The sequence below is a fragment of the Pseudanabaena biceps PCC 7429 genome, from assembly GCF_000332215.1.
Lineage (GTDB): Bacteria > Cyanobacteriota > Cyanobacteriia > Pseudanabaenales > Pseudanabaenaceae > Pseudanabaena > Pseudanabaena biceps.
On sequence record NZ_ALWB01000026.1, the window covers coordinates 1 to 13,929 of the forward strand.

Here is a 13,929-nt window from a genome sequence, read left to right on the forward strand (position 1 = left end):
GAAAGACCTTATCCTTTTCTAAGAAGTTGGAAAATCACATTGGGGCCATTTGGAATTTTATTCATCATTACAACACTTCTTTACCTCCGTGTGCGTCCTTTCCTTTTTAGGACTACCCTGAGCCAAGTTGGGCTAATGATTTATATGTTTTTAGTAGGTTTGGAGCTAAATACAGATCTATTAAAAAATCGGGCTAGAAGTGCAGGGCTTGTCTCGATCGCGGGGATCATTGCCCCATTCAGTCTTGGCGCGATCGTGGCTTTTATGTTGCATGACGGGGGGAGTTTATTTAGTCCCACGACTACCCCTTGGGCAGCAGCGCTCTATATGGGAGCCTCCATGTCAATTACCGCTTTTCCGATGCTAGCAAGGATTTTGCATGAACGGGGATTAATTAAGACGAAGCTCGGCACTTTGGTACTCGCCGCAGGCTCCTTGGATGATGCGATCGCTTGGTGTCTCCTTGCTTTAGTGCTAGCCAGCATTAAAAGCTCCATTAATGTTGCCATTATTGCGATCGGTGGCACTTTAGCCTACGTGTTATTTATGTGGTTTGTGGGGCGAAGGTTCCTGCGGGTATTTAGCTACTGGACGCGCCGCGATGGTGAAGTGACAATACAAACCTTAACTTTTGTGTTCATCATCATGATGCTCTGTGCTTATTACACCGATTTTGTTGGCGTTCATGCCATCTTTGGAGCCTTTATCCTTGGCACGGTGATGCCTCGCGGACATTTTGCCGAATCTGTGCACCGCCATTTGGAGTATCTGACCACTTCTCTACTCGTACCAATTTTCTTTGTGTTTTCGGGATTAAATACGCAGCTAGGCTTGCTAAATACGCCCCAGTTGGTATTGATTACGCTACTGATCATTACGATCGCCGTTTTGGGTAAAGGGCTTGCCTGCACTCTAGCCGCGAAGTGGTCGGGTGAAAGTTGGCGGGATTCGATGACCGTGGGCGCTTTGATGAATACAAGGGGAATGATGGAATTAATTATTTTAAATATCGGTTTGGAGCAGGGATTAATCACACCCACTCTATTTACGATCATGGTAATTATGGCGATCGTGACGACTTTAATGTGTTCGCCATTAATTAATATCTTATCCATTCCATCCAAGACATAATCAAATTTCGGATAGCTATTACCAAATGTACTGGGACATATAGCTGCCGCCAGTTTTGTTAGGAAGAAATTAGAATCAAAAATAGTGTTGCCGCGCGAAGCGCGGCAACACTATTTTTGATTCTATACCAAGTTAAGAAATGGCTACGCCATTTCTTAACTTGAAAATCCTACTTCCCAAGAATAGTTTCAACTAAAAGACTGGCAATTGTGATGCCAAACATCACCTTGATCGATAGGCGTACGCCAGATTTATAGATTTTTTGTTGTTGCCTCAAGGTTAAGTTATTCCATCGATCAGGTTGTATTTCCCATTTTTTCATGGCTGCTCGTACTGAATAAATAATAAATAAACCCAAGAAGAAGATGCGGCATTTTGGAACACCTTCTATTTCCTTCAATAACTCATTGTTTTTAGGATATTCTCCGATCTAGGCGAGAGCTTCTTCTAGAGAAAGGGCTTCTTCATTTTCTTCTCCAGTCCGAATTCGGACTGCTCTTTTTACAGGTATGACAAATACCTTGCCATCACCAATTTTGCCAGAATGGGCAGTTTTGACAATAGTATCGACAACTGCATCGGTAATATCGCTAGAGACCACAATCTCAATCTTGATCTTAGGGATAAAGTCTACGGAGAACGGTTGGCGATCGAATCCCTGAAGTCCCAAGAATGCCAAAGGGCGACCTTTTTGCCTACCAAAACCCTTAGCGCCCGTCACAGTCGCGCCTTGAACGCCAATTTTGACTAGCTCATCTTTTACTTCATCAAGTTTGGAAGGCTGAATAATCGCAATGATTAAGTCCATAGATTTTGGATTTGATTTCTAAATAGTGGAAATGGAAAGGATAGGCGTGACAGCCGTAGCAAGATTTGTCAAAGCTAGATAGAAGTTACATTAGCGGCGAGTTTCCGATGGTTCTTCACGGAGAGGATGGCTGATATCGGGAGGCAAGAAAATAGATTTGCCGCTCACCGCTCCTTGAATCAAGATATACGCAAACCCAACTACAAAGAAGGCAATACCAGTTCCGATCGCAATCTGGGAGTTCCGTGCAGAATCACCGCCCGCTGTAAAACCAAAGTAAAATACAGCAAACAGCATGGCAAAGTTTAAAATAGTGCCCAAGATGGGGATAACTACAGTTGTGATGGGATTGGTTTGTTCTTCCAGTAGATGATCTAAAGTGGCGACTAAGGTAACTAGGCAGGTGAGTCCATAAAAGATGAAAGTGCCTATGTTTGACATCAATGTTACTTGAGTCAAATTGTTGACATTGAGTACACCATAACCGCCGATTCCTGCGGAAATTAAGGTCAAGAAAATTATACCGATGTGGGGAGTCCGAAATTTTCTGTGTAATCTACCAAATATGCTTGGGAGTTCTCCATCGATTCCCATAGCATAAGTAATACGAACGCCAGTTGAAAGAGAAGATAAAGTCGTACCAACCAGTGCTAAAAGTACGGAAATCGCCATAATCAGGACGAGGGCAAATCCATGCCCACCCAAAAGTGTATCTCCTAAGATCCTTGCCATATCGCCAATCGGCGCACCTGATTGAGCAGCTGCATCAAAACCAGTCAAGATGCTTCCTCCATCATATTTAGATGCGTCAAGGCTCAAAGCTTTGATTGCCTCACCCAAATTAGTAATCTTAGGATCTAGACCAGCCGTAAAGGAGGCTTGCTCTCCAGCCTTATTAATAACGCCAGCATAGGCATTACTGATAAAGAAGTTAGCTCCAAAATATTCAAAGAAGTAGCATATACAGGCTTGAATGACTAAGGAGAGAATAACGGCTCTTGGTACGTCGCGTTTGGGATTGATTGCTTCTCCCGCTAAAGCAGTAGCCGACTCGAATCCCACCACAAGTAAAATTGCAATGCTAACTTGGAAGATCAAGCCTGGAAAATCATGGGGTAAAACGACGCTAAGGGCATTAGCATGTTCGTACTGAAACTCTGGATGCCCCAATCGAAAAATAATGAATAGAAGTCCCAAAACTACCAAGGAAACGATCTGAATAATATTAATAATAATATTGATCAGGGTCGAACCCGTTACGCCAAAAAGAGCGATGATTCCGACAAAAATGGCAAATAAGACGCTTATAGCAACCTGCCATGCTCCAGTTGAAGCAAAATCAGGACTGAATAGCTGACCTATATATATGACCAGAGTGCCCATGAAGGCAACCATCACTCCTGGGTAGACCCAGTAGTAGAGGTGTGACGACCAGCCCACAAGAAATTTGACAATGCGAGCAAATCGGAAGTGTTTGTGTTCCTCTTTAGCTATGATTGCGGCTTCAGCATAATAATAGGAACTTCCAGCACCAGCAGCGGAATAGGCTTTGGAGAGAGTGGCAAAGCAACTGGCTGTAAGTAAGGCAATTCCAGTTGCGATCGCGACTGATGCCCACATATTTGGGGCGGAAGCCTTTGGAGCTTGGAGCTGATAGGTCGTCCATAGGAATGCTCCTGGTGCAATTAGCGCCATCGCGTTAATCGTTACACCAATTAAACCTAGAGTTGGCTTGAGTTCTCCACCTCCAGAACGATTGGCATCAGACATAGTTCACCTTAAAATATCTATACAGCATTTAGTTCTTGAGAAGTAGTCACTTAAGTGATAAGTAGCTAGGCATAAGTAAACTTAAAACCTAGAAGAGCATACCGATCACTACGCGGGCGGTATGCTCGCTGGTTTTGGTTTTTAATTATGCCGAACTACTTAGTTATGATTGAGGTTATTCCTATGTCACCCTTACCATAAACTCATAAGAAATTAAATTTCAATCTTTTTGAGCTATTTATAGTAACGAAAACAAAGTTATAACGCTTCTCAAAAAAGATATCGAGCAATCACAAATCACTCTTAAGTAAAGCGGATTTATAAACTGCTACTAATCCAACAGACTTAGGAAACGCATTCAGGCAGATAATTTGGCAATGTCATGCCAATCCTCAGAGAATCCTTAAAAAACCAAGAATTAACTTTGACATGAGTAATACTTGTTAAGATAGTTTCGATACTAATAAGTAAGTGCGCTTAATTAAATATAAAACCCTAAAACCTGCGGCGCACGATGCGCGTGCGCTACAGATTTTAGATCTGGATTTTAATTATGCTGAGGTACTTAGAGTCTGTTTGTAGCTATCAATACAATCAAAACTAAGATACAAATCTCTTGAATGGTAAATAATATCCAGAGACCTCTACATCTATTCCTATAGCTTCAAAACCAAGAGTTTTTTTAGATTAAAATATCACATTATTCAAGCCCTACGGTGAGGCTTAACTAAGAAGAAATATTTATTTCTATGTGTATAGATATGAATATTGCGACTTTAAGAATTTAAAGATTGTTGTTAAAGTTACAAACTAATATTACGGTTTGTTTCTAAACCTATAGAATTCCCAAATTAAATCTAAGCGATAAGGATCGGCAACGAGCCGCCGATCCTTATCTATTTAATGTGAGTTCGGGATAATTTGAAACGACCTTTGAGAAAGGGTTTGCTACGCAAACCCTTTCTCAAAGCCCAAAATTTGGGCTTTTAAAATTTGCCAGCTTAACTCGAACTGACGTTATTTGACTCCAGATTGAATAATTACACCGCCAGCTACGATCGCGGCTAATCCTATCCAAGTGGAATTGGGAATACTCTCTTTGAAGATCAGAAATCCCCATAGGACACTAATTACTGCAAAGACCGCAACATAGACACCTAATAACTTTGAGAAATCCCATTGAACGAGGTTGACCATTAGTCCATAGCAGCCAAGAGTAAGAAAGCCTGCAATAACTAGTACAATATTACTGCTGACGAGCCCCTTGCGAACTAAGGCATCTCCACCTACTTCCAGTAAAGCAGCAGCAATAAAAATTAATCCTGTCAGATAATTCATCAAAATCAGTTTGAGACTTGTAAGAGAAACCGTACTTTTGGGATTATTGCATCTCTTTTATATCTGTAAAAGTATTAGATGTGTCTGAAATTATCTTGGATAAACCCTTAAGATTTGCGGGTAAGCATCGGTGGTACTTAGTGCCAATGCTTACCTAGTAATTAATTCAGCATGATTAAAAAATAAAAATAAAAACAAAAACAAAAACAAAACTAGAGAGAGTGCCTTCTGCGCAGCGGGCGGTAAGCTCTTCTAGGTTTTAAGTTTACCTTAGCTAATTAGGTTCCGTTTAGTATAGATAGTTCAAAGTCTATTTTTATGAGTACCAAGGTTTATATTTGGCTTCCTAAGGGAGGAAGAGTTGGACATTCCTCTATGCAAGTTGGAAATGAAACCTACATCAGCTTTTGGCCTGGACAGGGCAGAAAAGGATTTGTCCGAAGCATTATCCGAAGTCTAACGATGAATGTGAAGCGCCGCCCTTTCTATCGCGACTATTCTGCTGATTGCGCTGCGGAAGAGTTCGAGCCTTTGGTAGTAGAACTGAATAAGCTCAATGAGTCAGTGATTCAGAAGTATTGGGAAAAGGTGCAGGCAAGCGGACTATCTTATGAGTTAACTGAGTTTAACTGTTCCACAATCATTGCTAATGCTCTCTATCTCGGTTCGGGATTACAACCCTCTTTTCGTCCTCTTGCGGAGGTAGATGACTATGTGGGGATGGGAATTCCGATGGGGAGAGTCGAGGCTTGGCAACCGAGCAATATTTTGCAATATGCTAAAGAACTGAAAAGGAAAGAGGGATGATAGAAACTAGCGATTCAATCATAATTCGTCCTAAAGTGGTCTATTCCCCAAACTACGACATTAAATTTCTCGGACTTGAGAAGTTACATCCCTTTGATAGTTGTAAATATGGTCGTGCTTGGCGCGTTTTAGCCGATCGCTTTGGCGATCGCTTAATTGCTAATAGCCTAGCTCCAGTGGCTCCAGCACCCACAGAAATATTGCAATTAGTCCATACAACTGACTATCTCAAGAATTTGCAGCGATCTCACTTTGTGGCTCAATCGTTAGAGATGGATTCGCTAGGATTTTTGCCGATAGGTATCCTCGATAGTCGGGTATTGCAACCGATGCGATTGGCGACTATGGGAACTGTCATGGCATCTGAAGCCGCTCTAGAGTTTGGTGTGGCGATTAATCTTTCTGGTGGATATCACCATGCCAGTGCGGAGAGGGGCGAAGGATTTTGCATTTATTCCGATATTGCGATTGCGATTTCCTTATTGCGGCAATCGCAAAAGATTAATGCCGAGGATCGGGTGGCGATCATTGATCTTGATGCCCATCAGGGGAACGGCTTAGCGAGAATCTTTTACGAAGATCCCAGTATCCATATTCTGGATATGTACAACCAGCAAATCTATCCTAACGATACCTACGCCAAGGAGCGTGTGGATTGGGCCATACCACTGTTATCGGGAACAAAGGACGATCGCTATCTGGGATTGCTAAAAGATCGATTGCCCGCTTTTTTGCAGGAGTCGGATCTGCCGAAAATTGTTTTTTATAATGCGGGAACCGATATTTACGAGAGGGATCTCCTTGGTGGTTTAAAAGTTTCAGAAGAAGGGGTTTTAGAACGCGATCGCTTTGTTTTTCAAACAGTTATCGACTTGGGTATTCCTTTGGTGATGGTACTTAGTGGTGGCTATGCTTCTGAAAGTTATCGCTTGATTGCCCATAGCATCTCCGCTGTCTTGCAAACATGGAATAACTAGCGCTTAATCATCGCTTTCTTTTTGGGATCAAATTTCGCACTAAATTCCGTGCGATCGTCGTAGTAGGCTCCCCTGAGATTGGCTCCAGCGAGTTTTGTCCTATATAAGTTCGCACCTGCTAAATTTGCGCTTGCCAAATTTGCATCCAATAACTCAGCACCGAAAAGATTTGCCCCCGCTAAATTTGCCCCTACTAAATTTGCTTTAGCCAGATCCGATTCTCGCAAATCGACAGCTTCTACATTGGCTTGGCTTAAGTTAGTTCCCTGTAAATTTGCTCCGAAACAATCAGATTCAGCCAAATTTGCCTTCGCTAAACTTGCCCCCGCCAGATTAGCGCCGAGGAGATTAGCTTGACTTAAAATTGCTGAGGTCAAATTTGCTTTGCTCAGATTAGCTTTGCGGAGATTTGCCTTTGTTAAATTAGCTTCCATTAAGAAAGACTGGCTTAGATTGGCATTCTCTAGATTAGCCTCGCAAAATAAGGAGCCTTCCAGTTTTGCTTCAAGTAAATTAGCGGAATCTAAATTTGCTAGGGATAGATTAGCCTTGGCAAGATTGGCTTTACTTAAAACCGCTAAATACAATTGAGCTCCTGACAAATCAGCTTCGCGAAGGTCTGCCTCGGTTAAGTTAGCGCGATTTAAAATGACTTGTTTTAGGGATGCTTTTACGAGAATTGCGGCGCTAAGGTTGGCTTGGGTCAGATCGGCTCGATCTAGGTTGGCAAGGCTCAAGTTGGTTGAGCTTAAATTTGATTGACTCAGATCGACATGGCTCAAATTGGCAGATGCACAAATTGCATTCGACAGGTTGATATTGACAAGACTAGCGCCGCTCAGATCGGCTTCATAGAGATTGGCTCTAACGAGGTTAGAACGATCTAAGCGAGCCGATCTGAGGTTGGCTCGCACTAGATCAGTACTACTTAAATTAGCGATCGCTAATACTGCATTTTGGAGATTCGCTCTAAACAGATTCGCTTGTTTTAAATTGATGCCAGCCAATTGAGCATTTTGGAGGTTGATATCACAAAGATTTACCGACTCAAAGCTTCTTTCTCCTGCTAGGTACTTTTCCAACAGATATGCAGCCGTTAGAATCGTTTTTTTCTTATCCTGCTTAGGCATTGGCGTTTGCTGGGTTTCTTGAGGATAGACCTATCATAGAGTCTTGATCGGGCAAGTCAAGGTAGCTATTTACGAATTTCTTGGGTAGCGAGCATCTGTTCAGCAAGTTTGATTTCGCGATCGGAACCATTCATCACGATTAAGTAATCCCCTTGAGAGATTAGTTGGTTATAGGTATGAGCCTGCTTTTCGGTTACGCCTAGACCGATTAAAGCGCCAACCAATCCCCCCGCCGCTGTAAAAATGCCACTACTGATCATTGTGAAAATAACGGCATTGGCTAGGGCAATCTGTCCTACTCCTGGTAAGGCTAAAATCCCCAAACCCAAACCCAACCCGACAGCTCCGCCTACCCCATTACCGATTAACCACCCCTTTTTTAATCCCAATCCCGTTCCTGAGATCGTTCCAACCTGTTTCTCTGCAATCGGTCGTTTTACGGTCACCATTTGACCGTTTTCTATGCAGGCTGTCATATCGCGACCGACCAAAAAAATGTTCGCAAGGGGAAAACCAGCAATAACTAGGGAATATAAGGCCTGTCCTGCCGCCTCAAAATTGGAAAATACGGCAATTGCTCGACAACGTTGACCAATCATTATTTTAGATTCACAGATTGAATTTCAATTCTGTATTTAAAGCTACCAATATATTATTAGCAGATAACCCTATGATTGGCTACATTTTTATAAGGTTTTTAGAAAATCCTTCATTAGCTCTCATTAGCAATTTCTGCAATTGTCTTTATAGCTATAGCCACTCGCGTTAAGACGAAATCAAAACCCAAGAAGAGAAGGTTGGCGCTTCGCGCCAACCTTCTCTTCTTGGGTTTCATGGACTAATACACTTGGTGACAGATCTATATTGGTGCTATTGGTGTCACAAAAGCCACAAGGAAGTTCCACGCAAATTGTGGGACTTCCTTGTTAAAGAGATGTCAAAGAGAACGTAATCTAAATTAACGGAATACAATGGGATCATCTAGATTTTTACAGAAGTCAATCAGTGATGGCTCACTTTCACTCCCATCAGCGAATTGAGCTTTAATCCACTGGTTGCATGATTGATTGTTTGTGGAACCATCCCAAACCATCTTGACATTATCACCTGGAAAGATTCCCGAACCAATATCAAATCTTCCCCAGCTTTTACTAGGCTCCGCCACTAACAAATTCTTGATTGTAGAGTTGCTGTTGTTCTTAACGTAGAAATACCATTGTTCGGCTGAGGCAGATGCGACATTTGCTACTAAACTGAAAGCAAATAGACTCGCGGAGACCAAAAGACCTTGTTTGATAAGCATTGAAAGCCCCTCAAATTAACTTGTGATATGACTATAATCTATAAAAAACTTTTTGTGACAATCAACTTCAATCCTTATAACTTTTTATAACTTTTAACTTACTTTTTAAATAGTTAAGCATAATTAAAAACCAAAACCAGAGAGCGTACCGCCCGCTACGCGGGCGGTACGCTCTTCTAGGTTTTAAGTTTACTTATGCTTAACTACTTAACTTACTTTAACTTATTTTCTCTGTGACTTTTTTGATTAAATCAATTCAATTTTATCCTTATCGGTTTGCTTTTCGAGAGCCTTGGCGGACGGCTAGAGAGACGATCTACTACAGGGAAGGATGGATAGTTGAGATCGGTGATAATGAGCTTCGGACTGGCTTGGGAGAAGCGTCTCCCCTTGATGGTTTTGGGATGGAATCGCTAGTCGAAACAGAGGTTGTCTTAAAAGAATCTTGGCGATCGCTAATTAATACCAAAATTCGGAATTTAAATGATATTGAGAACGCATTGGTTAAGTACGATCGCAGTCCTGCGGCTAAACATGGTCTGGAACTAGCATTACTCCATTTACTATCTCAAGCTCAAGGTCTATCTGTTTCCCAGATCCTTGCCAATTCTATCTCAGGGAAAATTCGAGATTTCGTTCCAATTAATGCTGTAATTGGCGCGATTTCTCCCGAAAAAGCCGCTATGAAAGCAAAGGAATATATCGATCAAGGCTATCCATGTCTCAAAATCAAAGTAGGGACTAAGGATTTTGAGGCGGATTTGCAAAGAGTTTATGCAGTCCGTTCACAAGGGGGGAATAATATCCAAATTCGGGTTGATGCCAACCAAGGATGGTCTGTAGATGCAGCGATCGCAAATTTAAAAAGACTCGCATTTCTCAATCTCGAATATGTCGAGCAACCTGTATTAGCTTCCGATCTAGGGGGCATGGCTGAAGTGCGGCGATCGCAATCTATTCCTATTGCTGCCGATGAATCTGTAAACAATCTCGCTCAATTGCAGAGAGTAATTGAGGCTCAGGCGGCGGATATTATCATTCTCAAACCCATGGCTCTGGGTGGCATCATTACGGCTAAGCACGCAGCTATGCTCGCATTTCAGGCTGGACTGGACGTAGTCGTAACGACAACGATCGATGGGGCGATCGCTCGACAGGCAGCTTTCGATCTAGCGGCTGCCCTACCAATTCAGAGAGCCTGTGGCTTGGCGACAGGAGATTTACTGATTGAAAGTTAAAGGGAGCGTGCCACCGATTACTGTTTCTTACTGTTTCTTACTGTTTCTCGCGACGCGTAGATCCCGATTCTTGAAAAATTTGGACTGCGTTGAGAGGGTCGCTACTAAATGCACCAGTTCGATTCACTTTTTGGGGTGAAGTATTGTAATTACCAGGAAGGACGGGCTGGACAGTTTCAACGTCAAGATTAACATTTTGAATCTTGAGGTTAGAATTTTGGGTGCTGCGATCTATGGAAAATTGATCAGTATTGGTCGGTGAAATAGGGCGACCTTGAGCGGGACGCAATCGATCGGCATCTCCTTGACGGGGCTGGGCTGATTGAGCAAATGCTGGGGCGATCGCGCTACTGGCGATCGTCATTATGGCAATTAGGGAAAACTGAGAAATATATTGATAATGTCTGTTCATAAATTCCTCTTCTTAGCAGCTTTTCGATAGCCTACATAATTTTTTATTATATTCTCAAGTAATACCAATTCATTGAAGTGAGCCAACCCTTCAGTGAATTAAAAAACAAACCCAGTAAGGCTTTGAGATTCCCAAAATGGCTTTACCATTTTGGGAATTGATATAAGTAGCTAGGTATAATTAAAATCCAGAGTCAAAAGCTGTAGCGCAAGCGCAGCATGCGATACAGCTTTTTGGGGGTTATATTTAATTGCGCCTAGCCACGTATAGAGATTGGGTTTCCGCTGAAGCTGGGAAATCAACACTGTCAGGATATCAGCATGGATTACGATCCGTACTGATACCCCACTGATGCCTCTAAGTTTTAGGATTGAGGGCATTTTTAAAGCCTAAAACTAACAAAATATTAGTCATTGTTAAAAAAGCCTCAGCACTGCCATGCAGCCAATCCACATTAGCCAGCATGTCGTGATATTGACTTTGGGCATAAATTCCTGCGGGAATTGTGATTGCCACGAATACTAATGTTCCATAAAACCCCCATAGCCCTAGCTTAGGAAATTGCCCCGATTTGGTGGCAAACCAGAGAAAAGCAAGGTAAGGAAACAAGGATAATCCAAAAAGGGATTCTTTAGACATAATTCCATTAATTTATATTTGTTATATTTGTGGTTTCGCCCTTGTGATTTTCCAGATAAAGAAGGCTGCGATCGCCAAAGTACTATTGCCAATTAAGGTCATGGCTGCCTGCAAGGTTACAAGCCATTCTAACGAGTCCGCATTGTCGAAAAAATGCCAAGTCACCGCACACATAGCGCTCACCAGCGCGGGAAACATTGCCCATGCTAATCCTCGCCAACCGCGATCGGGATTTTGTTTGTCATATTGCCAAATGAGCCAGATCGCTAAAGTCCACTCAATCACACTGGAAATATGAATGACCCATGTGGGCAAAGATAAAGAGTGCATAATTTTTCTAATGTTTTGGCTAATTAACCCATTCCCATTCTAGGATTTGTTTAATGCTTTGTTTCGCGCATGGCTAGGAATTCGCGAATTTGGCGATCGCTGGGTTGCCCAGCGATCGCGCCTACCGCCAAGGTCGCCAAAGCACCTGCGGCTGAAGCATAACTAATGACTTCGTTAGCAAACTGAGGATCGAGCAGTTGCGCGATCGGACGATGATAAATTTTATGAATGAATGCTGCTAAAAAAGCATCCCCCGCCCCAGTTGTATCGATCGAATGTACGGGATAAACAGCATGTTTACCTTGTTTTTCGCCTAAATAGTAGCGACAGTCGCGTGCGCCATTGGTGATCACAATGCCTTCCAGATGGCTATAGGCTTGAGCGATCGCCGCTGGGCTAGTTAACCGAAATAGAAGCTTTGCCTCATCCTCAGTCATTTTCAGAAAATCGGTGTACTTTAGCAAAACAGGTAATAGCTTCGTTATCTGTTCGGGGTGTTTCCAGAACATCGTTCGCCAATTGACATCAACGACAACTTTCACAAAGTACTGTTCGGCGAGTTTTAGCGCTCGACCGATCGCCCTTGATGTCTGGGGACTGGCTAACCCCAAGGTTCCTAATACTAAAAATTTCGCATCAGCAAACAGATACTCAGGTAAATGTTCAGCAGACATTAAAGTGTCGGCAAATACCGTTTGAGCATCACCATTAAATTGCGCAAAACTGCGATCGCCAAAGCGATCGCGGGTTACATATACTTCACGAGTAGTAGACTCGGGATGTACCTGTACACCTGAAGTTTCAACCCCTGCGGCTCCTAACTGCTTAAGTAAGTTAGTGCCTGCTGCATCTTGACCAATGCAGCTAATTAAACTCACGGGCGTTCCTAGTTTGGCTAGACCGCAAGCAACATTAGCTGGCGCTCCCCCAAAATATGGTTTCCAAGAGTTAACCTGCTCAAAGGGTAAGCCGATATCTTCAGATATTCGATCGATTAAGACTTCGCCAAGGCAAATTACACGCGGCATAGGCGGACTTTACGAGGACATTTTGGACTTTCGCGATTCAATAATACCAATAGCGAGATCCACTTTGTCAGGGAATACCACAACTAAGCTGCTTTGAGGTGCGCTATCCAAGGCGGCAGCAAGGGCTTCCGCTTCGTCAAGAATTGTAATACATTTGTCTGTTAACATTTAACATTAAAAGAAGTACTTTAATCACAAGCAAACTTGCCAAGCAATGGGATTAACTGATACCAACATTCAAAATACTCCGTTGTATCCAGTAGTCAATGCGTCTCGATATTTGCGCATCCCATTAGGGACGATGCAAGCTTGGCTACGTGGTCGTAACTACATGACTAAAAATGGACAGCAATTTTCTCAGCCCCTAATCCAGCGTCCAAACAAAGACTTTTCTCAGCTATCCTTCACAAACCTAATTGAAGCTCATGTTTTGCGTGTGATCCGTCAAGATCACAATATTCGATTAGATAAAGTCCGCACAGCCTTGGACTATATCAGCAAAGAATTTAGTACACCTCATCCTCTTGCTCAGATTGAGTTTCAAACTGATGGCTTAGATCTATTTGTTGAAACTATAGAACATCTTGTCAACGTTTCACGGGCTGGACAACTAGCCATGAAAGATGTCTTAAAACATTTGCTGACCCGCATCGAATGGGATGAGCATGGTTTGGCGACACGTCTATTTCCGATCATCCATTCCCCTAAAGGTGAAGAAATTGGCAAATTACTCTATATCGATCCCCGCATATCCTTTGGCAGACCAACGATCGCAGGTACTGGCATTCCTACAGACGTGATTGCTGACTTGTATAACGCAGGAGATGAAATTGAGGCGATCGCCGATGACTACAGTTGTACACAAGCCCAAATTCTTGCTGCTATTTGGTTTGAAACTTCCTATGCGGCCGCATGAATCAACAAAAGCAGATCGTTTTTTTTAGTTTCATGAGCTATCTGCTAAATCCCCTAATAGTTCTATTAAGTTGGTTGTTTAGATCATTCTTATATCGCTGCT

At 42.6% G+C, this 13,929-nt stretch carries 17 protein-coding genes and 1 pseudogene; 6 read left to right on the forward strand and 12 right to left on the reverse strand.

What is annotated here, in order from left to right; genetic code table 11:
* Nucleotides 1–110 (forward strand): annotated as a pseudogene (locus PSE7429_RS28130) (IS1 family transposase); the annotation flags it as partial.
* Complete coding sequence (locus PSE7429_RS04820; RefSeq protein WP_071590107.1) at nucleotides 91–1,131, forward strand: cation:proton antiporter domain-containing protein; 1,041 nt, start codon at nucleotides 91–93, stop codon at nucleotides 1,129–1,131. The pseudogene PSE7429_RS28130 and the gene PSE7429_RS04820, both read left to right, overlap by 20 nt.
* A gap of 169 nt (nucleotides 1,132–1,300) precedes the next feature.
* Here the strand turns inward: PSE7429_RS04820 and PSE7429_RS26225 are convergent, their stop codons facing one another.
* The 4 genes from PSE7429_RS26225 to PSE7429_RS04840 form a co-directional block, all read right to left on the reverse strand.
* Nucleotides 1,301–1,453: a hypothetical protein gene (locus tag PSE7429_RS26225; protein ID WP_009625949.1), complete on the reverse strand. Its 153-nt coding sequence runs from the start codon at nucleotides 1,451–1,453 to the stop codon at nucleotides 1,301–1,303.
* A 108-nt stretch (nucleotides 1,454–1,561) separates the two neighbouring features.
* Nucleotides 1,562–1,939 carry a P-II family nitrogen regulator gene (locus PSE7429_RS04830; RefSeq protein WP_009625950.1) on the reverse strand — a complete coding sequence of 126 codons (378 nt, stop codon included), beginning with the start codon at nucleotides 1,937–1,939 and terminating at the stop codon, nucleotides 1,562–1,564.
* A gap of 90 nt (nucleotides 1,940–2,029) precedes the next feature.
* The gene (locus tag PSE7429_RS04835; protein ID WP_009625951.1) at nucleotides 2,030–3,709 is read right to left on the reverse strand and encodes an APC family permease; all 1,680 of its coding nucleotides are present in this window, start codon (nucleotides 3,707–3,709) and stop codon (nucleotides 2,030–2,032) included.
* Between the two features lie 1,017 nt (nucleotides 3,710–4,726).
* Nucleotides 4,727–5,047: a hypothetical protein gene (locus tag PSE7429_RS04840; protein WP_009625952.1), complete on the reverse strand. Its 321-nt coding sequence runs from the start codon at nucleotides 5,045–5,047 to the stop codon at nucleotides 4,727–4,729.
* Between the two features lie 318 nt (nucleotides 5,048–5,365).
* On the opposite strand from PSE7429_RS04840, the gene PSE7429_RS04845 reads away from it, so the two are divergent.
* Together PSE7429_RS04845 and PSE7429_RS04850 are read left to right on the forward strand one after the other, a co-directional pair.
* Complete coding sequence (locus tag PSE7429_RS04845) at nucleotides 5,366–5,854, forward strand: hypothetical protein (protein ID WP_009625953.1); 489 nt, start codon at nucleotides 5,366–5,368, stop codon at nucleotides 5,852–5,854.
* Entirely contained in the window at nucleotides 5,851–6,831 is a 981-nt protein-coding gene (locus PSE7429_RS04850; protein WP_009625954.1) for a histone deacetylase family protein, read from the forward strand. The genes PSE7429_RS04845 and PSE7429_RS04850 overlap by 4 nt, the downstream gene beginning before the upstream one ends.
* On the opposite strand, the gene PSE7429_RS04855 is transcribed toward PSE7429_RS04850, so the two are convergent.
* The 3 genes from PSE7429_RS04855 to PSE7429_RS04865 form a co-directional block, all read right to left on the reverse strand.
* Nucleotides 6,828–7,961 (reverse strand): pentapeptide repeat-containing protein, encoded by a 1,134-nt coding sequence (locus tag PSE7429_RS04855; protein ID WP_009625955.1) that lies wholly within the window; start codon nucleotides 7,959–7,961, stop codon nucleotides 6,828–6,830. The two genes, PSE7429_RS04850 and PSE7429_RS04855, sit on opposite strands and share 4 nt — an antisense overlap.
* Before the next feature lie 65 nt (nucleotides 7,962–8,026).
* Nucleotides 8,027–8,560, reverse strand: a complete 534-nt coding sequence (locus PSE7429_RS04860) for a hypothetical protein (RefSeq protein ID WP_009625956.1) — start codon at nucleotides 8,558–8,560, stop codon at nucleotides 8,027–8,029.
* A gap of 359 nt (nucleotides 8,561–8,919) precedes the next feature.
* Nucleotides 8,920–9,264 (reverse strand): hypothetical protein, encoded by a 345-nt coding sequence (locus PSE7429_RS04865; protein WP_009625957.1) that lies wholly within the window; start codon nucleotides 9,262–9,264, stop codon nucleotides 8,920–8,922.
* 233 nt (nucleotides 9,265–9,497) lie between these two features.
* On the opposite strand from PSE7429_RS04865, the gene menC reads away from it, so the two are divergent.
* A complete protein-coding gene (gene menC, locus PSE7429_RS04870; protein ID WP_009625958.1) occupies nucleotides 9,498–10,502 on the forward strand; it encodes an o-succinylbenzoate synthase in 1,005 nt (334 codons plus the stop codon).
* 37 nt (nucleotides 10,503–10,539) lie between these two features.
* Here the strand turns inward: menC and PSE7429_RS04875 are convergent, their stop codons facing one another.
* From PSE7429_RS04875 to PSE7429_RS26230, 5 genes are all read right to left on the reverse strand, one after another.
* Complete coding sequence (locus tag PSE7429_RS04875) at nucleotides 10,540–10,914, reverse strand: hypothetical protein (RefSeq protein ID WP_009625959.1); 375 nt, start codon at nucleotides 10,912–10,914, stop codon at nucleotides 10,540–10,542.
* A 357-nt stretch (nucleotides 10,915–11,271) separates the two neighbouring features.
* Complete coding sequence (locus tag PSE7429_RS04885) at nucleotides 11,272–11,553, reverse strand: DUF3593 domain-containing protein (RefSeq protein WP_009625961.1); 282 nt, start codon at nucleotides 11,551–11,553, stop codon at nucleotides 11,272–11,274.
* Between the two features lie 21 nt (nucleotides 11,554–11,574).
* Nucleotides 11,575–11,883, reverse strand: coding sequence for a DUF2499 domain-containing protein (locus PSE7429_RS04890; protein WP_009625962.1), 309 nt, complete (start codon nucleotides 11,881–11,883; stop codon nucleotides 11,575–11,577).
* A gap of 50 nt (nucleotides 11,884–11,933) precedes the next feature.
* Nucleotides 11,934–12,911: a carbohydrate kinase family protein gene (locus PSE7429_RS04895; RefSeq protein ID WP_009625963.1), complete on the reverse strand. Its 978-nt coding sequence runs from the start codon at nucleotides 12,909–12,911 to the stop codon at nucleotides 11,934–11,936.
* A gap of 9 nt (nucleotides 12,912–12,920) precedes the next feature.
* The gene (locus PSE7429_RS26230) at nucleotides 12,921–13,079 is read right to left on the reverse strand and encodes a hypothetical protein (protein ID WP_009625964.1); all 159 of its coding nucleotides are present in this window, start codon (nucleotides 13,077–13,079) and stop codon (nucleotides 12,921–12,923) included.
* Nucleotides 13,080–13,125: 46 nt separating this feature from the next.
* On the opposite strand from PSE7429_RS26230, the gene PSE7429_RS04900 reads away from it, so the two are divergent.
* Complete coding sequence (locus tag PSE7429_RS04900; RefSeq protein ID WP_009625965.1) at nucleotides 13,126–13,827, forward strand: DUF433 domain-containing protein; 702 nt, start codon at nucleotides 13,126–13,128, stop codon at nucleotides 13,825–13,827.
* Nucleotides 13,828–13,929: the final 102 nt, after the last annotated feature.

Coding starts and splice junctions, on each gene's coding strand:
- PSE7429_RS26225 (WP_009625949.1), bottom strand. CDS start 1,453: ATGAAAAAATGGGAAATACAACCTGATCGATGGAATAACTTAACCTTG.
- PSE7429_RS04830 (WP_009625950.1), bottom strand. CDS start 1,939: ATGGACTTAATCATTGCGATTATTCAGCCTTCCAAACTTGATGAAGTA.
- PSE7429_RS04835 (WP_009625951.1), bottom strand. CDS start 3,709: ATGTCTGATGCCAATCGTTCTGGAGGTGGAGAACTCAAGCCAACTCTA.
- PSE7429_RS04840 (WP_009625952.1), bottom strand. CDS start 5,047: ATGAATTATCTGACAGGATTAATTTTTATTGCTGCTGCTTTACTGGAA.
- PSE7429_RS04845 (WP_009625953.1), top strand. CDS start 5,366: ATGAGTACCAAGGTTTATATTTGGCTTCCTAAGGGAGGAAGAGTTGGA.
- PSE7429_RS04850 (WP_009625954.1), top strand. CDS start 5,851: ATGATAGAAACTAGCGATTCAATCATAATTCGTCCTAAAGTGGTCTAT.
- PSE7429_RS04855 (WP_009625955.1), bottom strand. CDS start 7,961: ATGCCTAAGCAGGATAAGAAAAAAACGATTCTAACGGCTGCATATCTG.
- PSE7429_RS04860 (WP_009625956.1), bottom strand. CDS start 8,560: ATGATTGGTCAACGTTGTCGAGCAATTGCCGTATTTTCCAATTTTGAG.
- PSE7429_RS04865 (WP_009625957.1), bottom strand. CDS start 9,264: ATGCTTATCAAACAAGGTCTTTTGGTCTCCGCGAGTCTATTTGCTTTC.
- PSE7429_RS04875 (WP_009625959.1), bottom strand. CDS start 10,914: ATGAACAGACATTATCAATATATTTCTCAGTTTTCCCTAATTGCCATA.
- PSE7429_RS04885 (WP_009625961.1), bottom strand. CDS start 11,553: ATGTCTAAAGAATCCCTTTTTGGATTATCCTTGTTTCCTTACCTTGCT.
- PSE7429_RS04890 (WP_009625962.1), bottom strand. CDS start 11,883: ATGCACTCTTTATCTTTGCCCACATGGGTCATTCATATTTCCAGTGTG.
- PSE7429_RS04895 (WP_009625963.1), bottom strand. CDS start 12,911: ATGCCGCGTGTAATTTGCCTTGGCGAAGTCTTAATCGATCGAATATCT.
- PSE7429_RS26230 (WP_009625964.1), bottom strand. CDS start 13,079: ATGTTAACAGACAAATGTATTACAATTCTTGACGAAGCGGAAGCCCTT.
- PSE7429_RS04900 (WP_009625965.1), top strand. CDS start 13,126: ATGGGATTAACTGATACCAACATTCAAAATACTCCGTTGTATCCAGTA.